The organism is Novosphingobium sp. ERN07, assembly GCF_012641335.1.
In the GTDB taxonomy this organism is placed as follows: domain Bacteria; phylum Pseudomonadota; class Alphaproteobacteria; order Sphingomonadales; family Sphingomonadaceae; genus Novosphingobium.
On the sequence record NZ_JABAID010000004.1, the window covers coordinates 1 to 26,988 of the forward strand.

Below are 26,988 nucleotides of genomic sequence, written 5' to 3' on the forward strand. Positions count from 1 at the left end.
AGAGCATCATGCCCGACGCGCTTGTGCAGGCGTCCGGGCCATCGTATTTAACCGCTGGACTCTCGTTATGATCGAGGGACTGCCGGGGGGCAGGTCACCGAGCGTAGCGCAGGGCGTGAAGATCATAGCGCAGCATGGGCCAGTGTTCGATGCGCACTGGCTCACTGACGAGGCGATAAATTTGAAGCAGTTTCAGTCTGCAGTAACGAAGCGCACCCGCGCAGTCACTGGAGATCGTGAAGCCAAGTTATTGCTGTGGGCTGCCAGCGACAGCGACCCCGGTGGAGCTTATGCAGTGTCCCCAATTACCCACCAGTCAATGCGTTGGTTTTTCGGGATGCCGACATGACACTCTTGTGGCGCGCCTTGGCCCCTTAATCCACCAGCTTTGCATGGCCATGCAAATGCGAGAGGTCCAATCCGTAGTCTATGGCATCGACACACGGTTTGAGAACATCCGCTTCCAAGCCAAGCCCATATCGCCGACTTGTCCTCTTGCCCCTCGCCCAGCCGCAAAGCTCCTCCTTCTTATCTTCGGGCACGTCTGCCCGGTCCAGCCCGCGCTTGAAGGTATGCCGGAAGGAATGAAACGTCAGCTTGGGACGGCGCTCGCCTAGCTCGAAATGGCGAAGATCGCTTTCATACCACTTGGAGAACCGCGAGCTTCGATCTTTGTAACTTGAGTGCGCAGGAACCTCTGGAAATAGCTCTATTTCACCTCGGCTTCGCCTGCGGGCAACCCAATCAACAAGACCGATAGCTTGAAGGACAGGGTGCAGTGGTATCTCGCGCACAGCATTTTTTGTCTTGAGCTTCATGTCAGGCGTCAGGACGATGAAATGGTTTCCCTTCGGCGAAACGCGGAAATGCTCCGTGGTGAGTTGCAGTATCTCCCCGCATCGAAGGCCCGAAAACAATCCGATCAACGGTGCCCAATAGCGAGCACGGCGGATGATGTTCGGTCCTGCCCTTGAGAAGCCAACGCGGTCGTTGAGGCAGCCGGTATAAATCGGTCGCTGAAAAATTCGGCGCAATTCGTCATCTTCAAACGGGAGCTTGGCCATCGATCCATCGGGCTTGACGGCCAACGGCTTCAGACCTGCCGCATAATCCTTGGCGACATAGTCACGCTTATGCGCCCATGAGACGAACCGGGACAGTTGCGACAGATATTTGTCGAGGGTCGCCCAAGCAAGTGTCGGATCATCCTCGCCTCGCGTTGACACGATTGACGCTACGTCCTTCCCCTTTCGTATCTGATCCTCGAAATTTGGCGGAAGCAGAGAGAACGCTTCTCGAAACCTGTCACACTCATCTGCAGTCAGCTTCCAGACCGGGTAGTCAGCACCGAAGAATGAGACAATGTGACGCAATTCAGACCGATAGCGGTCCTTCGTTTTGTCTGTAGTGGACTTGCTGAACAGGGTTGCTTGGTAGCGGTCTACTGCATCGCTCAAGGGCGTCACTATGACACCAACCGGCGAAGCCATCGGCACGCCATTCACATATGCCGTAGGTATGGCGACACCAGCGGTCAGCGCGCTGGCAAACAGTCGGTCTGTGATCCGATCTGCATAGTCCCCTCGCATTCTTGCGAGTTCGATCCTCGTGGCCTGCGCCATCGCCCGGCGCAGGTAGTTGTGCAACAAGTTGCATGCTTCGCTTCCCGGCTCGGCGCGAAGCTTCGCTTTCCGAAGCACCCCATATTTGGCCCCAGCAACGTCGTCGATGCCGTCGTCGGGCAAGGGGCCAGTCAACCGCGCCAGCATACCCTCAAGCTCAACGCGCCAAGCGTTGATCCGATCTTTGTCGATGTCAGCGTCAATCTGTCGCTCACAATCTAATTCCCGAACGGCATCAGCCAAAAATGCACGCGCCAGCGGCCCTGCCTGTTCGCTCTCCAGCACTGGCCAACTCTCATCGACGATGCGGCCACTCGGCGCACTACGGGAATAGATCGAGGTCGTGGGTCTAGCCGAGAACCGGCGCATCGCTTCCAAACGGGCACCTTCGACCCGTGTCAGCGCAGTTGGATATGATGCTGTCTCAAGGCTGATCCAAATATCAGCGGGTGAGCCTTGGGCCTTCAAATGCTTTGGACAACGCTGCCGGAAATACCAAACTGCGCTACCTTTGCGCTTTACCAATCCAGTCGGCTTTCCCACGTCGTTCATGCCCCGTGTGTAACACCTGTGGGTAGCAAGAGCGTTAAGAAAGCCCGATTTTCCGGGAGTTTTGCAGAAAACTGCGGTTCTTGACCGGGGTGGTGGAGCCGAGGGGGATCGAACCCCTGACCTCGTCATTGCGAACGACGCGCTCTCCCATCTGAGCTACGGCCCCGTTCCCGGTATCCCCAATCGCTGCACGACCAGGAGCGCCGCCATTAGCGCAGCGCCCCCGGCCTGCAAAGACCCCAATTGCAGATTTTTCAGCGGTTCGGGCGGTTCAGTGCCCTGCCCCGCCAGCCACACTTGTGGTCGCTGGCAGCGTAACAGCCGGCTGCGCTGTCGATACGGGCGTACCGTACTGCGCCTGCCAAATGGCCAGATCGTTGCGATAGACTTCATACCGGCGATAGAAATCATCGAACACGACCTCGATACTCGGCAGGCTACGCACTGCGAACGCTTCCAGTTCGGCAGACTTTACCGCCGCGCCATCGCGCGCCACCGCGCCCACTGCATCGCAGAAATCGGTCAACGTCGGCGGAAGGGCGAAGTGGTTGTAGACAGACGTCATATAAGCCTCACGCGGGGCAATGAATTTCGCACCGTGCTTGGCCTTGAATTCCGCATCCACCTTCTTGTTGATCGTGGCCAGCGTTTTGGCGTGGTTCTTCAGGAAGTCCTTGTACTGCGGCAGGATGGCCGCATGTTGCGGCTTGAAGCAGTTCAGCGCCGCCACGTTATAGGCCGAACGCAGGTTCCACAGCATTTGCGCCGAACTGATATTGCGGTTCAGCGAATAGCGCAGCCCATTAGCGTCGGCGGGTGGAATTGCCAGATTGTCCGATGCGTTGTTCGGCGGGCGCGGCTTGGGTGGGATCACCACGACCTTGGGCGGCGGCGGCGGCGGGGGTGGCGGCGGCGGAGGCTTTGGCGCGCATGACGCAAGGCCGATGGCCAGTGCTGTGGTAAGAACGGCTGGCGCAACAGTGCGCCGGAACTCAAACATCGGCATTCCCCCGAGAACTCGGTTTTCAAACGATCCCGATATCACGCGGCCCAATTCAATATCGGAGCCTGAACTTCGGAACCTTGCTACAAGATGAAGCAATCCTAGCGCGAGTATAGTGCCATGAGAATCCCCCGCGCAAAGAAAACCCGGCGAGCCGTTGCGGCCCGCCGGGCAATCTAATTCATTCCGGTTCTATCGGCAGATCAGCGGCGGTCGCCCATGAACTGCAGCAGGAACGTGAACATGTTGATGAAATCGAGATAGAGGCTGAGCGCACCCATCACGATGGCCTTGCCCGCAAAGTCGGTGCCTGCGACATAGGCATACTCTTCCTTCAGGCGCTGTGTATCATAGGCGGTAAGGCCCGCGAAGATCAGCACGCCAAGGAAGCTGACGGCCCATGCAAGGCCCGGCGACTTGAGAAAGATGTTGATCACCGACGCAATCAGCAGGCCAAACATGCCCATGATCAGGAAGCTGCCGAAGCCCGACAGGTCCTTCTTCGTGGTATATCCGAACAGGCTGAGGCCGGCGAAAGCACCTGCGGTTGCAAAGAACGTCACCGCAATCGACGGGCCAGTGTATACGAAGAAGATCGCCGACAGCGACATGCCCATGACCACGCTGAACGCCCAGAACAACGACTTCATCGCCGTGGTTGACAGGCGATTGATGCCAAAGCTCATCACCATGACGAACGCCAGCGGGGCCAGCGCCACGACCCAGCGCAGCGGCGTGCCGAACACGGCAGCGGCAAGGCCGGACGTTGCAAAGACCAGGGCGACGATGCCCGAAAGCAGCACGCCAGAGGCCATGTAATTGTAGATCGACAGCATGTGACGACGCAGACCCGCATCGAACACTTCGCTGCGGCCCTGGATGCCGGAAAGGCTCGGAGACGCGCCGAAGCCCGTTCCGGTGGGCCGAGGGTCGTTCCAATTTGCCATTTTCAAAGCTCCGTTCTGTGGCCCCAATGGCCACGTAAACGGAATATCGGCGCAACCGGTTCCGCTTTCAAGCGAAACCGGTGCAAGAGCAGGGCAATCAATTGTAACGAATTGTTGCGGATCAGGTCTTGGCGCGGGCCTGCGCCGTCATTTCGGCGCTGCGATCACGCGCGCCACGCAAGGTATCGGTCATCAGTGATACCAGCCGCGCGTCCTTGTCGAGCACATCGATGCCCACTTGCGTCACCCCACCGGGGCTGGCGACACGGCGTGCGAGTTCGCCGGGATTGTGTTCGGATGCGGCTGCCAGCATGGCCGAACCTTCCACCATCGAAAGGGCCAGACGGTCCGCCTGATCGCGTGGCAGACCAAGCGCCGCAGCACCCTCGGCCAGTGCATCGATCACGCGATAGACGAAAGCGGGGCCAGATCCGGCAAGCGCAGTGACGAGATCCATCTGATCCTCGCCGGAAAGCCATTCGGCCTGGCCCAGCGGTGCCATCAACGCATCGGTTTCGGCACGGGCGGCAGAATCGGCATCACCCACCAGCGCGATGGGCGATTTGCCGAGCGCTGCGGCAAGGTTGGGCATCACCCGCACAATGGCCCGCGCTTGCGGGAACGCGCTGCGCAGGGTCGCAAGATCAACACCTGCTAGAATCGAGAGCAGCAACGTTTGCCGCCCAACCGAAGGCCGCACAGCCGCCGTGGCATCGGGCAATTGCTGCGGCTTGAAACCCAACAGCACGACATCGAACTCCCCCTCACCCTCTGGCGCGGTCTGCAACAGCCGCACACCCTGCGGCGCTGCTTCGAGATAGGGATCGACGACCGTGAAACCTTCAGGCGCGAAACCCCCGGCCAACCAGCCCTTAAGCATGGCACCGCCCATGTTGCCACAGCCGAATTGCAGGATGGTCTTGGTCATCAGCTTTGATCCTTGAGTCGCCTATGCGCGCTCAATGGCGCTGCCCCAGCGTTATCGCAAGCGTCCCCGCGAAGGCGGGGACCTCGTGAAATTTTACGCCAGTGTTCCGTAACAACGCTGACGCCCCGCCTGCGCGGGGGAGCGTTGCGCTTTGGTAGGGACGAGGCGCTCAAGCTTCGCCCGCAGCGTCCACCAATGCGCTGGCGAGCGCCTCGGCGGGGCTTTTGTCGCCCCACAGGATGAACTGGAACGCAGGGTAAAAGCGGTCGCACTCGTCAACCGCCGCCTCGATTGCAGCCTGCGCCTGACCGATGCTCAGCAGACCTTCATCACCCAGCATGAGGCCGTGGCGGTAGAGCAGGACCGCGCCGTTCGACCATATATCGAAGTGGCCGATCCACACCTGCTCGTTGATCAGGGCCATCAGTTCGAAGACCGCAGGCTTCTTGTCGTCAGGTATGCGAATGTCGGGCAGGCACAATATCTGCAGCACGTGATCTTCCACACGCCAGATCGCGCGCAGTTGATAATTTGCCCACGAACCCTGAATTTCGCCGGTAACCTCATCGTCCGAGACGAATTCGCACGGCCAGCCGCGTGCCTCGAACAGCGAGGCGATCATGTCGACGGGCGCTGCCTCCTCGCGCTCGTTGTCGTCATGGCCGGTCCGCATGGTACGTCCCCTGAACACTTGATCGGGCCTCCTCGGCTGGTCGGCCCCGGCAAGGCATGATGCCTTCCCTGCTGCTCACACCGTCAATGGAGGCAAGCACCCCTCAGCGACAATCTTGGGTTAACAGGCGGTTGGGCAAAACTCGACAACCTTGTGGGAAAGCTGTGGACAAGGGGTGAACAGCGATCTCTGACCGACGGTCACTTCAATGCCAGCGTATCCACTGCCTGCCCTGCCGGGCTGGTCCACTGATAACTGGAAACGCCACTTTTCTTGAGCTTGGTGACGAACTCCTGCGCCGAAGCCTCGCTTTCGAACGGCCCTGTCAGAAGGCGGAAATTGCTGCGCCACGGCGAAAGATAGGGTTTCTTGCTGCGCAGCAGTTCGGGCGCTTCCTTCACCAGACGACGCCATTCGCTGTCCATCACAGCCTTATTCGCGCCGGTCAGCACTTGCACCCAGATGCGGCTGGGGTGGCTGGGCTGCGCCTTTTTGGCCTTTGCGTCCTTTGCATCCTTGGCCGCTTTGGCGTCTTTGGCCTTGGCATCCTTGGTGCTTTTCGCATCCTTTTCGGAAGGCTTGTCCACCTCCTTCGCAGGCGTGCGCGATACATCGGTCGGACCATCGGGCCGTTCGCCACGCGGATCAGGCTTGGCCACCGGCTTTGGCGGCAGCCGCGTGATATCGACCGCAGCGACGGTGGTTGACCGTTCTTCGGCAGGCGGTTCGAAAGCCTTGAACATCAACGCGAAATCAGCCGGACGTGCTGGTTCAACAGCGCTGGTTGGTAACGAAGTGCCGGTGACGGCGGCGGGGGTCTGCGCCAGTTGAACGGTCGATGCGGCAGGTTGTGCCGGAGGCGTTGCAACTGGCGCCGACGGCGGCGTAACCGCCGGTGTCGCCGTGCCCTGCGTCACTGCAGCGGTTGTAGCTGCAGGTGACAGTGCAACGGGCGGCGGCGCATTAACCGCTCCAGCAGTAGACCCGCCGACCCGCGCCAGATCGAAACCTGCGCTTGCAGACGGCTGCGCGCGTGGCGGCGTCTGAACTGGCACTACGGCACTGGTCTGCGCCTGCGTTGCGGGCAAAGGTGCGTTGCTGATGGGCACGCTGCTTGATGGCGGTGTGGGGGCCGGGGCCGGAGTCAGCGCGGCCGTTCGCACAGGAACCGCTGTCGACTGCACAGGTGTAGCAACCGTGCTGGCCGGAACATCACGCCGAATCGGTGGGACCGGCGGTCGTACCGTGCCGGGTGGCACATCGAGTGCGGAAAGAACCGCCGGACGTTGGGGCGTGGCCGACGCTGGCGGTGTACTGCGGACAACTTGCGTGGCGGCGGGCTGCGATGCCGCTGATTGCGCTGTTGACGGAGCCGATAGCGGCGCCGGCGTGCGTGGCGTAGCCTGAGCGAGCGCAACCTTGCCATCATCGCGGCCTGGACGGCGGCGCTTTTCGCGGCTGGGCTTTTCCGAAGCCGATGCGACCGATGGTCCAAGCGGCGCACCCGCCGGGATCAGGCCCGCTTCGGCTCCGCGCGGCGCACGCGGATTGAGCGCGGCATATTGCACAACGCGCGGATCATCACGCCCCATGTCCGCCGCGCGCGGAAACCGGCCAAAATTGGCAGCCGCGGCCTGCTGCGCTGGAGTCAATCGGGGCATGAAGCGCAAGTACGGCGCGATGCCCGAAGCCAGTTCCTGCGGCATTGAGGCGTAAGCGATGGCCACTGCCTCATCCGCACCATTTGTCACCGCCATCGCGAATGTGCGCGTGCGCCATGCGGCACGGTCCTGCTTTTCAATCAGCGGGGCAAGCAGCGCCTCTGCCCCGCGACGGTCGCCGGAAATGGCAAGGCTCATCGCATAACGGCGCGTGGTTTCGGCATTGGCACCACGGCTCAGCGCCACCTGATACCAGCGCTGCGCGCGTCCATTATCACCCACCAGATCATAGGCAAGCGCACGTTCGGCGGCCATAGCGAACGTGTCGCCGCCGGCACGTTCGGCATCGTCAAACGCCCGAATAGCCTCGACCGGATTTTCATCAGCCAGATGCGCCTTACCGATCAAAGCCTTGGTGCGGGCATTGCCGGGCTGCACTTCGTCCGCACGGGTAAGAAACCCGATTGCCGCATCGCTGTCGCCCAGTTTCAACGCCGCTTCGGCAGCGTCGGAAAGCGCGGGAACATTGCGAGGATCTGTAGCAAGACGGGCCAACGCGGCATTAAGTTCGCGGCTGGGACTGGGTGCGGTGGATTGCACCACTGGCCGCGAAACAACCGCCGGACCATCGGGATCGTCATCAACCTGTGCAAGCGCGTGGGAATACGTCGCAGCGAGGAGCAGCGAAACAGCGAGGCGCGTGCCCTGCGCGAAGGGGAAGCAATTCGTCATCCAGCCGCGCTCAATACATCATTGTAGATGAAGCGGCGGCAACAGGTGCCGCCGCTCATCGCATTTACTGATTGTTCTGACGCCCAAGGAAGCGCGGGATATTGAGCGATCCGCCCTCTTCGCCGTCCTCGTCTTCGCCCGCACGGCTCCCGCGCGAGAGATTGGCCATACGTTCAAACAGGGTGCTGCCGCCAGCAGACTTGGCCGGAGCAGGCTCTTCCGCACGGCCAAAGCGTGGCATCGCGGGCTGTTCCGGTGCAGGTGCGGGAGCGGCCTCAGCCGCGCCGAGAAGCAGTTCGTCGGAAGGCGGCGCTGCAGGCGCTTCTTGCGCAGCCGAGAGATCGAGCGTGAGATCGAGAGGCTCTGGCTCTGCAACCGGCGCGGGTTCGGGCGCTGCTGCAACGGGCGCAGGTTCAGCCTGCACCGGTGGTGGTGTGTAGACCGGCGCGGCAGGTGCCGCGGTCGGCACAGCTGGCCCACGCGCCGCAGCGCCGGGAAGCGAAACCGGACGCGAGGCAACCTCGGCCTGCTCGCTGCTCTGTTCGATACCGGTTGCGACCACCGAAACCCTTATCTTGCCACCAAGATCAGGATTGAACGCCGAACCCCAGATGATGTTCGCGTTGGGATCGACCAGTTCGCGAATGTGGTTGGCGGCTTCGTCAACCTCAAGCAGTTTCATGTCATCGCCACCGATGATGGAGATGATCACGCCCTTGGCACCTGCCATCGACACGCCATCCAGCAGCGGATTGGCAATGGCGCGTTCAGCCGCTTCGAGCGCGCGGTTCGGGCCTTCGCCCTCACCCGTGCCCATCATGGCCTTGCCCATTTCGCCCATGACCGAACGCACGTCGGCAAAGTCGAGGTTGATCAGACCCGGCATGACCATAAGGTCGGTGATCGAGCGGACGCCCTGCTGCAACACTTCGTCAGCAAGCTGGAACGCTTCCTTGAAGGTCGTTTCGGCCTTTGCCACCAGAAACAGGTTCTGGTTCGGAATGACGATCAGCGTATCGACGTGTTTTTGCAGTTCTTCGATGCCGCTTTCAGCCGCGCGCATCCGCCGCGTGCCTTCGAACAGGAAAGGCTTGGTCACCACGCCGACAGTCAGCACGCCCTTCCGGCGCGCTGCTTCAGCGATGACCGGAGCAGCACCAGTGCCTGTGCCACCGCCCATGCCCGCGGCGATGAACACCATGTGCACGCCATCGAGCGCACGCTCAATTTCCTCAAGCGTTTCTTCGGCTGCCGCGCGACCCACTTCGGGACGTGCACCAGCGCCGAGGCCCTGTGTGATGTCTGGCCCAAGCTGGATGCGGGTTTCGGCAATGGCATTGTTCAACGCCTGCGCATCGGTGTTGACGACGATGAAATCGACGCCCTCAATCTCTGCGTTAATCATGTTTGCGATGGCATTGCCGCCTGCGCCGCCAACCCCGATCACCGTGATGCGGGGCCGCAGCTCGTCGATGGCCGGCGGTCCGATGTTGATGCTCATAGTCGGTCTCCCAAGCGGGTCGCTGCTATTGCCGCAGGCTTTCCGGTGCCCTTGGCGCGATTGAACAATTTCACATTAACCTGTTGCACAGGCAGGCTTGTCGAATCAAAGGCCCCACAGGCTTTTCCACAGGTTGCAGCACTATGACGGCCCATGTTTCCGGCCATATGGGGCCGGAACGGTGGAAAACCCGGTTCAGAAGTAATCCTTTACCGCACGCGCCAACCGATTGAGCAGTCCCATGCCTTTGTATTGACCGCTGGGCGTAAAGGCTGGGCCAATGCTGCGAATGTCCACGGGGTCTGCTGCTGCAAACAGCACAAGGCCCACCAGCGTCGTTGAACTCGGCGTCGCATGGCCCGGCGGCAGGCCCACCATCGTCGGCGGCGAACCGATGCGCACGGGGCGTCCAAGCGCGGCTTGCGCATAGTCGGCAAGGCCCGGAAGCTGAGCACCGCCACCCGTCAGCACCACCTGCTGACCAGTCTGCCCGACGAAGCCCATCGACTTCAGCGATTTGGAAACTTCCTCTGTAAAGAAGCCCAGTTGCTGCGTGATCACCGAGATCAGTTCGGCCCGCGGGATACGGTTCTTGTCATCGGCATGGCGAGCAACGGGGCCGCCTTCGGGATCGCCGGGCGCATTAACAGGGATCATCTCGCGATGGTCTGCCGGGCTGGCAATGGCCGAGCCAGACATGCATTTCAGCCGTTCGGCCTGATAGCGCCGGATACCGAAAGCCGAAGCAATCGCGTCGGTAATGTCGCCCGAACCGTACTGGATGACCTGCATCCCCAGCAACATGCCCGCCGCATAGACCGAAACGGTGGTCACTTCCGCACCGAATTCCACCAGCGCAACGCCCAATTCACGCTCTTCGGGCGTCAGACAGGCATGGCCAGCAGCAATGGGAGAACCGACCACTGTTTCCACATCAAGATGCGCGTTCTGCACGGCTTCGCGCAAGTTGCGCACAGGGGCACCATCGGCCAGCATGACGTGGATATCCACTGCCAGCCGCTCTGCATGAAGGCCCTTGGGATTGGGCACGCCATGCGCGCCATCCAGCGTATAGTGCGCAGGCTGGGCGTGCAGCACGGTGCGGCCGTCAGGCTCGATCACTTCGCGGCCGGCGACCAGCAGATGCTCGATATCGTCCTGTTCGATACGGCGCCCGCCAATATCGACCTCGACTTTGGCGGTGGTGCTGGCAAGGCCCGCCCCCGAACAGCCAATCCACACCTTCTGGATGCCGATATTGGCCATTTTCTCGGCCCGTTCGATGGCATCACGCACCGAATGCGTGGCGGCCTGCATATCGGTTACATAGCCGCGTTTGATCCCCTGCGCGGCGCGATGGCCGGAACCAAGCACAACCATCTCGCCCGTTTCCGAAAGCCCCGCGATCATCGCGGAGACACGGAACGAGCCGATGTTTACGGCGGCAAAAACCTTGGTGATGCGCGGAGTGGCCATTGTGCGCGATTAGCCCTCGTCAGCGCGGGCAGCAGCAGCGATGCGCTTGGCTTCCGCCTTGGCAGCCGCCGCCGCACGCTTGGCTTCGGCCTGTTCCTCGGCATGGCCGGGGACGCGCATGTAAATGCGATCGCCCGCGCGCATATCGAACGCGGCGACCTTTCCGCCAAGCAGGCGGTTGACGCCATCCATCCGCGCGAAGCTGAGCAGCGCGCCTGCCGACTTCTCATCGCCTTCGGGCAGTGCCAGCACCTGACCCGTCTTGAACGTCAGGTTCCAACGGCGATTGCCGACCCATTCGGCCTCCGCCACTTGCGGTTTCAGCGCAGGCGCAGCGTCGAGCAGGTGCGAAAGATCCTGCACCCGCTTACCCACGCCCAATCCGGTCAGAACCAACATGCCCTTGGCGCGATCAGGCTTCACCGTTTCCAGTTCGGCGCCGGTATCATCGATCAGCATCAACCGGTCGGGCTTGCGCAGCACTGCATGCGGGCTGCGTTCAACGATATCGATCACCAGCGTATCGGGCAGCTTGCGCGATACGCGCGCATCCTTGACCCACGAAATGCCGTTCAGTTCCTCACGCAACGCGGAAAGATCGAGCGTGGTCATCGCGCGATCATTCTGGCCAAGAATCTTTTCGTAAATCTTCTGCTCGTTCATGCGGTTAACACCGCGCACTTCAAGATGGCTGACCTTGAACCCGGCATCCGATGCGATCAGCGCGGCCTGTTCGGAAGCGAGTGCAGGAATCCCCGCCATCATCGCAACGGTCCACACGATGGCAGCCGCAACGGCCAGGATCAGCGCCATGACGATCCGGTGCAGCGTTTCCTCGCTGAACGGCATCCACGCCATCACGCTGTCGAACAGCGAACCTGTCTGCTTGCGCGCAGTCTGGACCTTGCGCTGGGTCGTGCGCGCAGCCGCCGCGCGCCGCACGCCCTTTCCGCCACGCTTGATCGTCTGCGCCATCGTGTCAGGCCTTTCCTGCGTCCCGGAGCGCCTCGGCGATGATCGCCTCGACCAGATCGGGATAATCCATACCCAGTGCGCGCGCCTGTTCTGGCACGAGGCTGAGCGGCGTCATGCCCGGCTGCGTGTTCACTTCCAGCAAGAACAGACCTTCGACGCCCTGTTCATCGTCCCAGCGGAAGTCGGACCGGCTCGTTCCCTTGCACCCCAGCAACTGGTGGGCACGCAAGGCAATCTGTTTGCATGCTTCCGTAATCTCGTCCGGGATTTCAGCAGGGCAAATATGGTCGGTCATGCCATCGGTGTATTTGGCATCGAAATCATAGAAGCCGGACTTGGGCCGCAGTTCAGTGACGAGCAGCGCGCGATCCCCGATCACCGCCGTGGTCAGTTCGCGCCCGCGAATGAACGGTTCGGCCAGCAGTTCGTCGAACTCCTGCCACGGCCCCTTGCTATCGGCGCTGATCGGGTTGCCATAATTGCCATCGGCCATCACGATAGCCACGCCGACTGAAGAACCTTCGTTCACCGGCTTTAACACATAAGGACGCGGCAGCGGGTCTGCCTTATACAGTTCATCGGTGCGCACGATCCGTCCGCCAGGCATCGGGATGCCGTGGGGGACAAGCGCCTGCTTGGTCAGTTCCTTGTCGATCGCGATGACCGACGTGGCGAGGCCCGAATGGGTATAGGTCAGGCCCATGATATCCATCAAACCCTGAATCGAACCGTCCTCCCCCGGCGTGCCGTGGAGCGCATTGAACACCACATCGGGATTCGCGTCCGACAAACGCAGGGCAACGTCGCGATCCATGTCGATCCGCGTCACCTGATGCCCTTGGGATTCCAGCGCCTTGGCCACGCCCTCGCCCGACATCAGGCTGACGGGGCGTTCGCTCGACCAGCCGCCCATCAGCACGGCAACATGAAGTTTGGGCAAAGTCACTTGCGACCGATCCTTTTGATTTCCCATTCGAGGTCCACGCCTGCGCTGTCCTTCACACGGCGACGGACTTCCTCGCCCAGTCCCTCGATTTCGGCACTGGTGGCAGTGCCGGTGTTGATGAGGAAGTTGGTGTGTTTTTCGCTGACTTGCGCCCCACCCATCGTCAGCCCACGGCAACCAGCCTTGTCGACCAGTTCCCACGCCTTGCCGCCATCGGGGTTCTTGAAGGTGGAGCCGCCAGTCTTTGACCGCAACGGTTGTGACGCTTCGCGCGCGGCGCTGATGCGATCCATCTCCGCCTGAATCGCGTCTGGCTCCCCCGGTTCACCCCGGAACCGCGCGGCGACGACCACGCAACCATCGGTCAGGTCCGAATGGCGGTAGGTATAGCCAAGCTCACTTAACGGCAGCGTCGCGATCTCGCCCGACCGGATCACCACGTCACAATCGATCAGCACGTCCTTCACCTCGCGGCCATAGGCACCGCCATTCATCCGCACGAAACCGCCGACCGTGCCGGGGATCGAGCGGAGGAATTCAAGCCCTGCGATGCCGTTGTCGCGCGCGGTGGAGGAGACGAGGATGCCGCTGGCACCGCCGCCGCAGTTCAGCGTCACCGCGTCCTGCTTATCGACCTTTGCAAAAGCCTTGCCAAGGCGGATCACTACGCCCGGAACACCGCCATCGCGCACGATCAGGTTGGAACCAAGGCCCAGCGCCATTACTGGAACATCCGGTGCAAGGCCTGCCAAAAAGTCCTGCAGGTCCGCCACATCCTTTGGCTCGAACAGCCAGTCAGCCGAGCCGCCAGCCTTGAACCAGACCAGCGGGGCGAGCGGGGCATTCGCGGTCAGCTTGCCACGGACTGATGGCACGGCAGTGGCTGTCACCCCTGCCCCCTTGCACGCGCAATAGCGTCGGCAAGCCCAGCAGCCCACTTGGTGATATCACCCGCGCCAAGACACACGACCATATCACCTGCCTGTGCGGTGGCGGCCAGTTCCTTTGCCAGAGCGTCAGCGCCCGCAGTCAGATGTGCGCTGCGGTGGCCGCGCGCCTTGATGCCTTCAACCATCGCGGCGCTATCAACGCCGTCGATCGGCTGCTCGCCCGCAGGATAGACGGGCGCGGCATAGACCACATCGGCATCGTTGAACGCGCCCTGAAACTCTTCCATGTGATCCCGCAACCGGGTGAAGCGGTGCGGCTGAACCACGGCGATAACGCGCCCCTGCACGCCTTCGCGCGCAGCCGCCAGAACGGCGCGGATTTCAACCGGGTGGTGGCCGTAATCGTCGATGACAGTAACGCCATTCACTTCACCCACCTTGGTAAAGCGACGCTTCACCCCGCCGAACTTGCCAAACCCGCCCCGGATCAGCTCATCCGAAACGCCCATCTCCACGGCGACCGCGACGGCAGCCAATGCGTTTTGCACGTTATGACGCCCCGGCATCGGCAATTCGATGCCTTCGATCCGGCGGAAAGAGCCGTCACGTTGGCGCAGCACGGCGGTAAAGCGATTGCCGCCCGGAATTGGCGTAACCGCTTCGCCGCGCACGTCAGCCTGCGCCGAAAAACCATAAGTCACCACGCGACGGTCCCGCACCTTCGGGATGATCGCCTGCACTTCAGGGTGATCAATGCACAGCATCGCCGCGCCATAGAACGGCACGTTCTCGATAAATTCGACGAAGGCCGATTTCACACGGTCAAAGCTGCCGTAGTGATCGAGATGCTCGGGATCGATGTTCGTGACGACAGCCAGCGTGCCATCGAGACGCAGGAACGAACCGTCGCTCTCGTCGGCTTCCACAACCATCCAGTTGCTATCGCCCAGACGCGCATTCGAACCGTAGGAGTTGATAATGCCGCCGTTGATGACAGTCGGGTCCACTCCGCCCGCATCCAGCAGGCAGGCGATCATCGATGTCGTGGTGGTCTTGCCATGCGTGCCAGCCACCGCCACGGTATTCTTCAACCGCATCAGTTCGGCCAGCATTTCCGCCCGGCGCACCACCGGAATGCGGTTTTCGAGTGCGGCGACCACTTCGGGATTGTCGCGCTTCACGGCGGTAGAGGTGACCACCACCGCCACGCCATCGACGTTCTGCGCCGCCTGCCCGATCATCACCTTGATGCCGCGCTGGCGCAGACCATCAACGACGTAGCTTTCCGCCATGTCCGATCCCTGCACCGAATAGCCCATGTTGTGCATGACTTCGGCAATTCCCGACATGCCGATGCCGCCGATGCCGACGAAGTGAATCGTGCCAATCTCGGTCCCGACGCCCTTCATGCCAGTTGCTCCTGCCCTACCGCAGCAGTGCTGCGCGTATCGACGCGGATCACGTCCATGATCGGTTCGCCGCCGAAGCTTTCGACCAGATCGGCAAGATCACTGACGGCATTGGGCAGGCCGCAGTTCCAGGCGGCGTGGGCGGCATTGGCAAGGGTTTGCGGGTGTTGGGCCATGACCTGAATCTGCTTGGCAAGTTCCTTGGGTGTGAAGCCCGATTGACGGATCGCACGAGCGCCGCCCGCCGCCACCATCTCGCGCGTATTGGCGGCTTGATGATCATCCGTTGCGATGGGCAGCGGGATCAGGATAGCGGGGCGACCCACCGCCGTCAGTTCCGCGATGGTCGAAGCTCCGGCACGCCCGATGAACAGGTGCGCACCTGCAAGGCGGGCCTGCATATCCTCAAAATAAGTGCCGAGTTCAGCGGGAATTTCATGCGCAGCATAGCGCGCGCGCACCGCTTCCAGGTCTTCGGGTCGGCATTGCTGTGTCACCTGCAAACGATGGCGCAGCGCGGGCGGCAGCATGGCGAGACCATCGGGCACGACTTCGGACAGGATCGACGCACCCTGACTGCCGCCAGTCACCAGCACCCGGAACAGGCTGTCGTCGGTAAATTCGGGAAATGCTTCGCCCCGCAGTGCCAGCACTTCGGGGCGCACCGGATTGCCGACGCGGTGAACTTTGCCCCAAAGTTTTGGATCGAGCTTGTCGATCTCCGCATAGGCCGTGGCGATGGCATCGACACGGCCCGCCAGATAGCGGTTGACCCGGCCCAGCACCGCGTTCTGTTCATGAATCACGGTCGGCACCTTGGCCGCGCGCGCAGCAAGCAGCGCAGGCAGCGCCGGATAGCCGCCAAAGCCGATCACGCAGGAAGGCTGGAAGCTTTCAAACAGGCGCAACGCCATCGCGCGACCCTGCCAGATGGCGCGCACGCCTTTGAACATCGCGACAGGATTCTTGGCCATCCGCCCAGCAGGCAGCACGTGTGCGGGCAGGAAATCAGGCTTGCCGGGAATCTTCGCGCCACGCTCGTCCGTCACAAGCGCAACGTGGTGTCCGCGCTTTACCAGTTCGTCCGCAAGCGCAAATGCAGGGATGAGATGTCCGCCTGTGCCACCCGCAGCCAGTACATAATGCCTTGAAACTACGCTCATTTCCGCACCAGATCGGTCACGTCAAACTTCTCGCGCGTAAGATAGGGATTGCGCCGCGTAATGGCGAGCAGCAGCCCGACGCCAAGGAGAAGTGCAATGGTCGACGATCCACCATAGCTGATCAACGGCAATGTCATGCCTTTCGAGGGGAACAGTTGCAGGTTTACGAGGATGTTGATGAACGCCTGCCCCACCAACTGCGCGGTCAGCCCGGCAGCGGCAAGGATGGTGAACAGATCGTCCTCGTCAAGCAGGCGCATCAGCACGCGCAGCGCGATAGCACAATAGATCAGCACGATGATCGCACAGGCAATCAGCCCAAATTCCTCACCGATCACCGAAAAGATATAATCGGTGTGCGCTTCGGGCAGCGCATTCTTGCGGCTGCCCAGCCATAAACCGGTGCCGCTCCATCCGCCGTTGGTAAGCGTCCGCATAGCCAGATCGACCTGATCGAACTCGCTGCCGCCCGACAGGAAGCTATCGATGCGATGCGTTGCGTTGGGATAGAACAGGTAAGCTGCGACAATTCCCACGAGGCCAGCGCCCATCGACCAAAGCACCCTATTGAGGGAAAGGCCCGAAAGCAGCACCAGCACGAACCAGACCCCGCCGAACAGGACGGTCGATCCGAAATCGGGCTGCGCCATCAGCAGCGCAGCAACCAATGCCATCATCGCCACCGTTATTGGGATGACCGGCAGGTTGGGGTCACGCAGACGCCATGAAAGCACCCACGCCATTGCGATGGCGAAGCCGGGTTTGAGAAATTCCGAAGGCTGAAGGCTGAAACCCAGCCACAACCAGCGCCGCGCGCCCTTCACCTCACTGCCCACCAGCGGCACCAGCATCAGGCCGATGACCATCGCTGCCGCCAGCAAGATCGCACCCCGCCGCGCCGCCTCTTTGGGCAAGACCGAGGCGAAGAACATGGCGACCATACCCACTGCAACCCAGCGCAAGTGAATCCAGAAGAAATACAGATCGCCGAGCGACTTCTTGGCCGTAGACAGGCGATGCGCACTGGCGGGCGAAGAAGCGGCTACAGCGATACAGCCGATCACTACGAGTGACAGGATCAGCGTCAGCAGAACGCGATCAATCTCACGCCACCAGATCAGCAGTTCGCTGCGACGGCTACGGCGAAAACGCGCGCCATGCCCGACCACGCGCACACCGCCATCGGGTGTGGTCGTGGTGACAAGGCGGGTTGGTGTGGGCGCAGTGCTCATCTGCCGGCATCCGGGGGGCAAGGCGAATCGCGATCCTCGATCAGCGCTTCGACGATCTGGCGGAAGCTGTCGCCCCGCGCTTCGAAATCGCGGAATTGGTCGAAACTGGCGCAAGCAGGTGACAGCATCACCACATCGCCGGGTTGCGCGGCTTCCATCGCCTGCCGCACCGCATCGCACATCATCTCGCTGCGGGTCACAGGCATGACCGGTTCGAGAATATCGGCAAACATCGGCCCGGCCTCACCAATGGTATAAGCAGCGACCACATTGCCGAAATAGGGGGTGCATTCGTCAAGATTGTCGCTCTTGGGCAGGCCGCCCAAAATCCAGTGAATGCGCGGATAGGCCCCCAGCGCGGGCGCGGTAGAGGCGGCATTGGTCGCCTTGCTGTCATTCACGAACAGCACGCCATTCGCTTCGGCCACGCGCTCCATGCGGTGTGGCAGGCCGACGAAGCTGGTCAGCGCAGGGCGCCACACACCCTCTTCAATGCCAAGCTGCCGGGCGATCTCAACTGCAATTGCGGCATTCTGCAAGTTGTGCGGCCCTTGCAGCGATGGCCAATCCCCTTGCCCTTCCAGCGCTTCGGGCTGCACCACGTGAACGAAGTTCGCGTCATGCTGTGCCGAGGCTTCGCGCGCGATGGCCAGCGTATGTTCGTCACCACAGCCAAACACTGCGTGGTGGCGAGGCGACTGCATCTGGAACAGGCGGGCCTTAGCCGCAGCATAACCTGCAAAGCCATCATACCGGTCAAGATGATCCGGGCTGAGATTGATCAGTGCTGCCACATCGCAATCAAGGCTCTGCGTCAGATCGATCTGATAGCTCGACAGTTCGAGCACATAGACACCGCCTGCAGGCAGCGGCTCCTGCCCCAAAATGGGCAAGCCGATATTGCCGCCCAGCCGCGCCTCCAGCCCTGCCGCCTTGCAGATATGATGCACCAGCATGGTCGTCGTCGATTTGCCGTTGGTCCCGGTAATGCCCACTACGCGATGCGGCGGCAGGTCTGCGCGGGCCTGCGCGAAAAGTTCGATATCCCCGATCACCGGCACGCCGAACGATGCCGCATGAGCCGCAATCGGATGGCGGTTAAGCGGCACGCCGGGGCTGACAACCACCCCTGCAAACCCCGTCAGGTCGATACCCAGCGGGTCGGCAATCTGGCAGCGCCCTTCATAGGCGGCGCGCGGCTCTTCGCGGCTGTCCCATACGGTAACCTCTGCCCCGCCCGCCAGCAGCGCCTCGACGCTCGCCTGCCCCGAACGGGCAAGGCCCAGCACCGCAAAGCGCTTGCCGGAAAAGGCGGAGGAGACGATCATCGCACCTTCAGCGTGGCAAGGCCGATCAGCGCCAGCACGATCGACACGATCCAGAAGCGGATCACAACGGTCGATTCCTTCCAGCCAAGCTGTTCGAAGTGGTGGTGGATCGGCGCCATGCGGAATACGCGCTTGCCGGTACGCTTGTAGACCGAAACCTGCACGATCACCGAAACGGCTTCCATCACGAACAGCCCGCCAACGATGGCCAGCACGATCTCATGATGCGCTGCAACCGCGATCACACCCAGCGCTCCGCCCAGCGCAAGGCTGCCAGTATCGCCCATAAACACGGCGGCAGGCGGTGCGTTGAACCACAGGAAGGCAAGCCCCGCGCCCATCATGGCCGCGCAGAAAATGGCAAGTTCGCCTGCACCTTTCACGTGTGGAATGCCAAGGTATGAGGAATAGTCCACGCGGCCTGCAAGATAGGCGATAATGGCGAATGTGCCCGCCGCGATGATCACTGGCATGATCGCCAGCCCGTCAAGCCCGTCGGTCAGGTTCACCGCATTGCCCGCCCCCACGATCACAAAGATCGCAAAGAGATAATAAAACGGCCCAAGCGGCACATAGAGGTTGCTGAACAGCGGCACGTAAAGGTTCGTCTCACCCACAGCGAGCCATGCAGCCACTGCCGCAACAACGAACTCCCCCGCCAGACGCACCTTGGCCGGAACGCCTTTATGGGCGTACTTGGTCACCTTGTCGTAATCGTCAAGAAAGCCGATCAGGCCGAAGCCGAGCGTGACGACGATACAGGCCCACAGATGCCGACTGGTCACGTCCATCCACAGCAGCAACGACAGCGTAAGCGCCGTCACGATCATCAACCCGCCCATCGTGGGCGTGCCACGCTTGGCCAGGTGCGATTGCGGACCGTCTTCACGGATGGGCTGTCCCTTGCCCTGACGCACGCGAAGCATGTTGATGAAGCGGGGGCCGATGATCAGGCCGATCACCAGTGCGGTCAGCAGCGTCGCCCCGGCGCGGAACGTCTGGTAGCGGATGAGGTTGCTGAAACCTTCGAAGTTCAGCCATTCGGCCAGTTGGTAGAGCATTCACTGTTCCCTGGCGGCAAGCGAACGCACGATCGCGCCCAGACCCACCGAATTCGACCCCTTGACGAGCAGGGCATCACCCCCACGCACGCCATCGGCCGCAAGACATTCCGCCGCGTCGGCCGCTGTCTGCACATGCGCCACATCGATTCTACCGGCAAGCGAGGCAGAGCCGCTTTTCCCCAAGGCATCGGCAAGTGCCGCCATTTCGGCTCCTACCAGAATCAGCCGATCAACCTTGCCCTCGGCCACAGGCCCGGCAAGCTCGGCATGGTAGCGAGCCTCTTCAGCTCCAAGCTCACGCATCGCACCAAGGATGGCGACGCGGCGCGTGGCTGGCGTCTGCCCAAGCTGGCGCAAGGTAACCGCCATCGACGCTGGGTTGGCGTTATAGCTTTCGTCGATCAACAGGGCTTTGCCCGAGCCATCGCCGCCGCTGGCCGGAATGGCATGGCGCGCGCCGCGCCCTGCCAGCCCCTCCATCTCGGCAAGGGCAAGCCCTGCCGCCCCCAGATCGCCGCCAATCGCCTCGACCGCAGCCATGATCGCCAGTGAATTGGCCACCCAGTGTTCACCCGGCTGCCCAATTGTGTAGCAAACCTTGCGCCCACCCAAATCAGCGGTCACCAGCGTGCCGCCGCCCGATGCAGCCACGGCATCGAGCAACCGCACGTCTGCGTCGGCATGGCGCCCAAAGGCGACCACGCGCGCTGCATGCTGCGCCGCTTTAGCCTTCAGTCGGCCAAAATGCGGGCTGTCCGCCGGGATGATCGCCACGCCGCCCGGTTCAAGCCCTTCGAAGATTTCGCCCTTGGCATCGGCAATGGCTTCTTCGCCGGAGAAGTGGCCGATGTGCGCGGGTGCGATTGTCGTAACGATGGCCACGTGCGGGCGGACCATGCGGGTGAGTGCCGCCAGTTCGCCTTCATGGTTCATCCCCATCTCGAACACGCCGAAACGGGTGGAGGCAGGCATCCGCGCAAGGCTGAGCGGAACGCCGACGTGGTTGTTGTAGCTTTTGACCGAGCGATGTGCCCGCCCCCTGCTGGCACGGTCGAGCGCGGCATAGAGCGCTTCTTTGACCCCGGTTTTCCCCGCCGAACCGGTAACGCCGATTATCCCTGCGTCGACACGGGCACGCGCGTGGCGTCCCAGTGCCTCCAGCGCAGCCATCGTATCGGGCACGATAACATGCGCGCCAAAGGGCGCGTGTTCCACTACCGCACCTGCGGCACCTCGTCCGTATGCGCCTTCAAGAAAACGGTGGCCGTCGGAACTTTCGCCCTTCAGCGCAAAGAACAGATCGCCTTCGACGACTTCCCGGCTATCGATTTCCACGCCCGATACTGCAAACGGCGCACTGGCGCGGCCGCCTATGGCCTGTGCGATTTCGCTGCTCGTCCACAGCGCAAGACCCGCCGCATCGGACGGGTCTTCAGGCCATTCTATCAGCGCGGGATGAGCGGTCATGTCGTACACTCCCTGGCGACTTCAACATCGTCGAACGGCAACACGCGCACCGCATCGCCCCGGCCCACGATCTGGCCCTGTTCGTGGCCTTTGCCTGCAACCAGCACGATATCGTCGCGCCCAGCATCAGCAATGGCGGCAGCGATGGCGCTGCGGCGATCACCGATCTCGCGCGCCTTGTCATCGCACCCGCCCAGCACGGCAGCGCGAATATCGGCGGGATCTTCCCCGCGCGGATTGTCATCGGTGACAATGACCACATCGGACCCGACACAGGCAGCGTGTCCCATTTCCGGCCGCTTTCCGCCATCACGATCCCCGCCTGCGCCGAACACCGTGATCAGACGCCCTTTCACGTGCGGGCGCAGCGCCGCAATCGCCGCCTCAATCGCGTCGGGCGTATGTGCATAATCAACATAGACCGGCGCGCCCGCACGATTGATCGCCGCACGCTCAAGCCGCCCACGCACTGGCTGCAAGCGCCCAAGGGCATCGAACACTTTTTCAGGCTCACTGCCCGAAGCGATAGCCAGTCCGGCCGACACCAGTGCGTTGGCGGCCTGATAAGCCCCGATCAGCGGCAGCACGATCTTGCGCGGCTTGCCTTGCCATTCGATGTCCAGCGTCTGCCCAAGCTGCGTCGGCGCGCGCCCGGTCAGACGGATCGATGAACCGCCTGCCCCGACCGTAAACAGATCCAGCCCGCGTGCCCGCGCATGGGCCGCAGCGCGTTCAGACCATTCGTCGTCCATCCAGACGACTGCCGTGCCGCCATCGACCACAACATGATCGAACAGCCGCATCTTGGCCGCGAAGTAATCCTCCATCGTCGCATGATAATCGAGGTGATCGCGGCTGAGGTTGGTAAACGCCCCTGCCACCACGCGCAGGCCTTCGTTGCGATACTGTGAAAGACCGTGGCTTGACGCTTCATAGGCAACATGCGTCACGCCTTCGCGCGCGAGGCCGGTCATATTGGAAAGGAAGGTCACGATATCGGGCGTTGTCAGTCCGGTCGAAACACTTTCGTCCGCTGTTGTAACGCCCAGCGTACCGATAGAGGCAGCAGATCGTCCGGCCATGCGCCAAATCTGGCGCGTCATCTCTACTGTTGAGGTCTTGCCGTTGGTGCCTGTCACCGCCACCACGGTTTCGGGCACAGGCTGGAAAAACTGCGCAGCCAGCGCGGCAAAGGCCTGACGCGGCTCTGCCGCTGCAACATGGACCGCCCCTTCAACACGCGCTTCAGGACGGGCGACCACGGCGACAGCGCCAGCCTTTACGGCATCGGCAATAAAATCCTCGCCATTGAAACGCACACCGGGAAACGCACCGAACACCGTGCCAGGAGCGACTTTGCGGTGATCGATGGCAAAGCCGGTCACGTTAACGTCACCGCCCTCAGCCAAGTGCCCCACCTTTTCAAGAATGGTGGCCAGCTTCATTCACCGTCTCCGTTTCCGACCAGCGGCGAAAGGTCGGAAATATCGATATCGCGCGTATCGTCGGGCACCACGCCAAGGAATGGACCGATGCGCGGCACCACGCGCCCTACGATCGGCGCGGCATTCCATGCCGCCGTGCGCTGATACGATGTCGCCGCCGTGCCTTTAGGCTCGTCAAGCATGGCAATCACTACATAGCGCGGCTTGTCCATCGGAAAGGCGGCAGCGAAGGTGGCCACCAACGAAGTGCGGTTGTAACCGCCCTTGCCACCCGGCTTTTCGGCCGAACCGGTCTTGCCCCCAACGCGAAAGCCGGGCGCGTTCGCCGTCTTGCCGGTGCCATCCACCACGATCATCCGCAACAACTGCCGCATCCGCGCGCTGGTCGATGCCTTGAACACGCGGCGGCCTTCGGGCGCTTTGGCCGGATCGACCTTGAACAACGTCGCCGGACGCCACACTCCGCCATTGACCATCGCTGCATAAGCTGCGGCAAGATGCAGCGGGGTAACGGCGATACCGTGACCATAACTGACCGTCATCGTCGTAATGCGCGCCCATTCACCCGTCTTTTCATGGCCGCGCGGCCAGAGCGGGAAGCCACGCGCGGGCAGTTCGATATAAGGGCGCTCGTTCATGCCAAGCGCCGCCATCGTCTTTTTCAGGCCCGGCCCGCCCAGCTTGTCAGCCACTTGGGCGGTGACGATGTTGGATGAATGGATCAGCGCTTCAGGCACGTTGAGCGACGCGCCGAAAGGATGGCTGTCACGAATGCGGAAGCCACCGATTTCCAACGGGCGATTGGCGGGATACCGCACCGAAAGATCGGTGATGACGCCCGCATCGATTGCCGCAGCAACCGACAGCGGCTTGAACGTGGACCCCAGTTCGTAAACCTGATTGGTGACCTTGTTGAACACCAGATCGTTGTAAGCCATGTCCGAACGGTTCGGATTGAATGAAGGCAGCGAGGCCAGCGCCACGATCTCACCCGTATCGACATCAAGAACGATGCCCGCCGCACCCTTGGCTTCGGTTTCAAGCATACCCCGGCCAAGTTCGTCTTCAAGCGCCCCCTGTGCGCGCATGTCGATCGAGAGGGCGACCGGTTGGCCGCGCTGTGCCGGATCAAGCAGTTGCTTTTCCAGCACCTGCTCCATGCCGACATGGCCTTTGCCTTCGCCATCAACATAGCCAAGCACATGTGCGCCAAGCGATCCTTGCGGGTAATAACGCTGGTTTTCGCGCGGGAATTCAAGCGCTGGTTCGCCCAACGCGAAAATGCGGTTCGCCTCTTCTGGCATGACCCGGCGGATCAGATAGCTGGGCTTATCGGATTTAAGACGGCGCAGCAGATCGTTGTAATCGGCATCGGGAAAAATCTGCATCAGGGCCGATGCAACCTCCTCAGGCGATTTGACGAGGGGCTGACCGCTAGCCCCGAAAGCCTTGGGATTGTACCACAAAGCATAGGCCGGAAACGCGCGCGCCAGCGGCACACCATTGCGATCAGTGATCTCGCCACGCGGCGGCAGCAACGCTTCGGCCAACGAACGGCGTTCAGGCGCATCCTCGAAGAAGCCAAGCTGCAGGATGCGCACGAAAGCAGCAACGCCTGCCAGCAGGAACAAGGATGCAACCAGCAGCACGCGCATTTTCGCCTCGACCAGCGAACGCTGGCGAACGTTGGCGAGTTTGACGCGGCCCGATGCGATTGCGGCTGAAGCAGTGAGTGCGTTCACGTGGCAGCCTTAGCCTCCTTGCCCTTGATGGCGCGAGAGGCCGTGACCGGCTTGGCGACCTTCGCCTTGGACTTATCCGCAACCGCGACGGCCTTGCCGCCCTTTTCGGCTTTCTTGGTCGTCGGCTTGGCCACGGCCGGCTTCTTCGCAGGGGGGTGATTCGGCTCTTCCTTCTCGGAAGCCGTCTCTTTGCGCACCGGCTTGCGCGGGCGCGAATCCACCACTTTGCCAAGGCGCTCGTTCAACGTCTCGACAGCCTCATCGTGATCGACCTTGGTCACTTTTGCTTCCGCCGGAACTGCGGGCTTATCGCCAAGCTGTTTACCCGACAGCGGCGAAACCATTGCGGGGAAGCCCGCCGAAGCGATGACGCTATCATCCACGCTGGCTACACGGATCGGCGCGGGGGCATCCGGCATGGCGGGAACGCTCAACGCTGCAAGTTGCCGTTCGCCTTCCAGATATTGCCCGGCAACGGGCGCGGCATAGCCGAACTCGACATCGTTCCAGACTTTGAGCTGCTGCTGGTTCGAACGGGTCTCGAACTCGGTTTCGAGATAGAGCTTTTCCTGCTTGAGCGCGACGATCCGCGCTTCGGCATGGTGGATCTGGCTGCGCAGCGCGTTGACTCGGAAGGCCAGAACCAGCACCACCGCAAAGCACAGCCCCAGCAGCACCAGCCAGCCGACCGAACGGAGGCGATTGGCAGGCGCGATCATGCCGCTGTCCTCCCGCCAAAGACCCGCGCAGGCGCGGCAGTACGCTTTGCCCAGCGCAATGTGGCAGAGCGCGCGCGGGGATTGTGCGCTTCCTCTTCAACCGTAGGACGAATTGCCCCGGACGGCTTTTCGAACACCGCAACCGGCTTTGCCGAAAGCTGCGGCAAGTGACGCGACCCGGCAGGAAGCGCCCCTGCTGCTTCGCGCAGGAACTGCTTGACGATGCGGTCCTCAAGACTGTGGAAGCTCACCACAACGATGCGGCCACCCGGCACCAGCACCTTTTCCGCTGCGGCCAGACCTTCCATCAGCTCGTCCAGTTCGCCGTTCACATGGATGCGCACGGCCTGAAAGCTACGGGTTGCAGGGTCTTTCGGCGCTTTCGGCCCCTTCATATCAGGGCGATAGCCAAGCGCCTTGCGCACGACATTGGCGAACTGGGCGGTGGTTGTCAGCGGGCGGGCAGCGACGATGGCGCGGGCGATCCGACGCGATTGGCGTTCTTCGCCAAAGCGATAGAGCACATCCGCTATGTCTTCCTCACTGGATTCATTCAGGAAATCCGCCGCTGTTGGACCGTCCTGTGACATTCGCATGTCTAACGGGCCATCCGACGAAAACGCAAACCCGCGCGCGGCCTGATCCAGTTGCATGGAACTTACGCCGATATCGAAAACCACACCCTGAACGCCCGCAATTCCGGCATCGGCAAGTCCTTCTGCCAGTTCGGAAAAGCGGCGAGGGTGGAGAACCAGACGAGGATCTTTTCCACAGGTTTCTCCCCAGAGCTGTCCAGCGGCAATCGCATCAGGATCACGGTCGAAAGCGTGGACGGTCGCGCCCGATTCCAGCAGGCGGCGCGTATAGCCGCCAGCACCGAACGTGGCATCGACGATCAGGTCTCCGGGTTTCGGATCAAGCGCGACAACAACTTCATCGAGCAGAACCGGAATGTGGGGGGATTTGGCCAAGCCAGAGTGGGGAACAGAGGCGGCTGCGGTCACTTGCGCTTCCCCTTTGCAGCTTCGGCCATCTTGGCACGGCAACCGGCCTGCGCGCCTTCCCAGCCCGCGCCCTGCTCAAACAGGATACGCGGATTCCAGATGGTGATCTGACGCCCACCGCCATGAAAGTAGAGGCCATCCTCCACTTCGCCCAGTTCGGACAGGTAATCAGGCAGGACGAACCGCCCGCTTTCGTCGAAGCTGGCGCGATAGAAGCCATAGACCTGCGCCTCAGCCATATCGCGATCAAAATCGAGGCCAAGGCGCAGCTTCTTCTCTTCCTCGCGATCAATCTCGGCGGCGAAGTCGGCAAGGCGGGACAGGCCGAATCCGGTCAGACAAGGCAGACGGGGGTGCTTGTCGAGACAGAGGATGCGCTGATTCGAAGACGCAGCGTGAATGTCGGCGCGGAAGTCGGCAGGCAGGACGAAACGGCCCTTTTCGCCGCGTGGCGAAAAGCCCTGTCCTACCAGATTTACCGGCCCTCCTGCCACGCTGGACACCCCGCT

The 26,988-nt window shown here is 61.9% G+C and carries 22 protein-coding genes, 1 tRNA gene and 1 pseudogene; 1 reads left to right on the forward strand and 23 read right to left on the reverse strand.

The genetic code is table 11. The annotated features are described in order from the left end of the window. Positions 1-349: pseudogene (locus HGI47_RS22400) on the forward strand (hypothetical protein); the annotation flags it as partial. A 25-nt stretch (positions 350-374) separates the two neighbouring features. Here HGI47_RS22400 and HGI47_RS07305 read toward each other — a convergent pair. The 23 genes from HGI47_RS07305 to HGI47_RS07415 form a co-directional block, all read right to left on the reverse strand. After that, on the reverse strand, positions 375-2,174 hold the full coding sequence (locus HGI47_RS07305; RefSeq protein WP_168852181.1) for a site-specific integrase: 1,800 nt from the start codon (positions 2,172-2,174) through the stop codon (positions 375-377). A 90-nt stretch (positions 2,175-2,264) separates the two neighbouring features. Beyond that, a tRNA-Ala gene (locus HGI47_RS07310) sits at positions 2,265-2,340 on the reverse strand. A gap of 105 nt (positions 2,341-2,445) precedes the next feature. After that, positions 2,446-3,174: a hypothetical protein gene (locus HGI47_RS07315; RefSeq protein WP_168852182.1), complete on the reverse strand. Its 729-nt coding sequence runs from the start codon at positions 3,172-3,174 to the stop codon at positions 2,446-2,448. 206 nt (positions 3,175-3,380) lie between these two features. Beyond that, the gene (locus HGI47_RS07320) at positions 3,381-4,124 is read right to left on the reverse strand and encodes a Bax inhibitor-1/YccA family protein (protein ID WP_168852183.1); all 744 of its coding nucleotides are present in this window, start codon (positions 4,122-4,124) and stop codon (positions 3,381-3,383) included. A 121-nt stretch (positions 4,125-4,245) separates the two neighbouring features. After that, the gene (gene proC / locus HGI47_RS07325) at positions 4,246-5,052 is read right to left on the reverse strand and encodes a pyrroline-5-carboxylate reductase (RefSeq protein ID WP_168852184.1); all 807 of its coding nucleotides are present in this window, start codon (positions 5,050-5,052) and stop codon (positions 4,246-4,248) included. Between the two features lie 169 nt (positions 5,053-5,221). Then, positions 5,222-5,725, reverse strand: a complete 504-nt coding sequence (locus HGI47_RS07330) for a YbjN domain-containing protein (RefSeq protein WP_168852354.1) — start codon at positions 5,723-5,725, stop codon at positions 5,222-5,224. A gap of 200 nt (positions 5,726-5,925) precedes the next feature. Beyond that, positions 5,926-8,118 (reverse strand): SPOR domain-containing protein, encoded by a 2,193-nt coding sequence (locus HGI47_RS07335; protein ID WP_168852185.1) that lies wholly within the window; start codon positions 8,116-8,118, stop codon positions 5,926-5,928. Positions 8,119-8,182: 64 nt separating this feature from the next. Next, positions 8,183-9,619 (reverse strand): cell division protein FtsZ, encoded by a 1,437-nt coding sequence (gene ftsZ, locus HGI47_RS07340; RefSeq protein ID WP_168852186.1) that lies wholly within the window; start codon positions 9,617-9,619, stop codon positions 8,183-8,185. A 195-nt stretch (positions 9,620-9,814) separates the two neighbouring features. Then, the gene (gene ftsA / locus HGI47_RS07345; protein ID WP_168852187.1) at positions 9,815-11,095 is read right to left on the reverse strand and encodes a cell division protein FtsA; all 1,281 of its coding nucleotides are present in this window, start codon (positions 11,093-11,095) and stop codon (positions 9,815-9,817) included. 9 nt (positions 11,096-11,104) lie between these two features. Continuing rightward, complete coding sequence (locus tag HGI47_RS07350) at positions 11,105-12,070, reverse strand: cell division protein FtsQ/DivIB (RefSeq protein WP_168852188.1); 966 nt, start codon at positions 12,068-12,070, stop codon at positions 11,105-11,107. Positions 12,071-12,074: 4 nt separating this feature from the next. Further along, the gene (locus tag HGI47_RS07355; protein ID WP_168852189.1) at positions 12,075-13,016 is read right to left on the reverse strand and encodes a D-alanine--D-alanine ligase; all 942 of its coding nucleotides are present in this window, start codon (positions 13,014-13,016) and stop codon (positions 12,075-12,077) included. Further along, the gene (murB, locus tag HGI47_RS07360; protein ID WP_370521660.1) at positions 13,013-13,906 is read right to left on the reverse strand and encodes a UDP-N-acetylmuramate dehydrogenase; all 894 of its coding nucleotides are present in this window, start codon (positions 13,904-13,906) and stop codon (positions 13,013-13,015) included. The genes HGI47_RS07355 and murB overlap by 4 nt, the downstream gene beginning before the upstream one ends. After that, positions 13,903-15,315 carry a UDP-N-acetylmuramate--L-alanine ligase gene (gene murC, locus HGI47_RS07365; protein ID WP_168852190.1) on the reverse strand — a complete coding sequence of 471 codons (1,413 nt, stop codon included), beginning with the start codon at positions 15,313-15,315 and terminating at the stop codon, positions 13,903-13,905. The genes murB and murC overlap by 4 nt, the downstream gene beginning before the upstream one ends. Further along, positions 15,312-16,478, reverse strand: a complete 1,167-nt coding sequence (murG, locus tag HGI47_RS07370) for an undecaprenyldiphospho-muramoylpentapeptide beta-N-acetylglucosaminyltransferase (RefSeq protein WP_168852191.1) — start codon at positions 16,476-16,478, stop codon at positions 15,312-15,314. The genes murC and murG overlap by 4 nt, the downstream gene beginning before the upstream one ends. Next, on the reverse strand, positions 16,475-17,710 hold the full coding sequence (locus HGI47_RS07375; RefSeq protein WP_168852192.1) for an FtsW/RodA/SpoVE family cell cycle protein: 1,236 nt from the start codon (positions 17,708-17,710) through the stop codon (positions 16,475-16,477). The genes murG and HGI47_RS07375 overlap by 4 nt, the downstream gene beginning before the upstream one ends. After that, positions 17,707-19,038, reverse strand: a complete 1,332-nt coding sequence (gene murD / locus HGI47_RS07380) for a UDP-N-acetylmuramoyl-L-alanine--D-glutamate ligase (protein ID WP_168852193.1) — start codon at positions 19,036-19,038, stop codon at positions 17,707-17,709. The genes HGI47_RS07375 and murD overlap by 4 nt, the downstream gene beginning before the upstream one ends. Next, positions 19,035-20,099, reverse strand: coding sequence for a phospho-N-acetylmuramoyl-pentapeptide-transferase (gene mraY / locus HGI47_RS07385; protein WP_168852194.1), 1,065 nt, complete (start codon positions 20,097-20,099; stop codon positions 19,035-19,037). The genes murD and mraY overlap by 4 nt, the downstream gene beginning before the upstream one ends. Next, a complete protein-coding gene (murF, locus tag HGI47_RS07390) occupies positions 20,100-21,569 on the reverse strand; it encodes a UDP-N-acetylmuramoyl-tripeptide--D-alanyl-D-alanine ligase (protein WP_168852195.1) in 1,470 nt (489 codons plus the stop codon). Continuing rightward, positions 21,566-23,014, reverse strand: coding sequence for a UDP-N-acetylmuramoyl-L-alanyl-D-glutamate--2,6-diaminopimelate ligase (locus HGI47_RS07395; RefSeq protein ID WP_168852196.1), 1,449 nt, complete (start codon positions 23,012-23,014; stop codon positions 21,566-21,568). Before HGI47_RS07395 ends, murF begins: the two co-directional genes overlap by 4 nt. Continuing rightward, entirely contained in the window at positions 23,011-24,756 is a 1,746-nt protein-coding gene (locus HGI47_RS07400) for a penicillin-binding protein 2 (RefSeq protein ID WP_168852197.1), read from the reverse strand. The genes HGI47_RS07395 and HGI47_RS07400 overlap by 4 nt, the downstream gene beginning before the upstream one ends. Beyond that, entirely contained in the window at positions 24,753-25,475 is a 723-nt protein-coding gene (locus tag HGI47_RS22605) for a hypothetical protein (RefSeq protein WP_240950065.1), read from the reverse strand. The genes HGI47_RS07400 and HGI47_RS22605 overlap by 4 nt, the downstream gene beginning before the upstream one ends. Then, a complete protein-coding gene (gene rsmH / locus HGI47_RS07410) occupies positions 25,472-26,479 on the reverse strand; it encodes a 16S rRNA (cytosine(1402)-N(4))-methyltransferase RsmH (protein WP_168852198.1) in 1,008 nt (335 codons plus the stop codon). Before rsmH ends, HGI47_RS22605 begins: the two co-directional genes overlap by 4 nt. After that, positions 26,476-26,973, reverse strand: a complete 498-nt coding sequence (locus HGI47_RS07415; RefSeq protein WP_168852199.1) for a division/cell wall cluster transcriptional repressor MraZ — start codon at positions 26,971-26,973, stop codon at positions 26,476-26,478. Before HGI47_RS07415 ends, rsmH begins: the two co-directional genes overlap by 4 nt. Positions 26,974-26,988 lie beyond the last annotated feature (15 nt).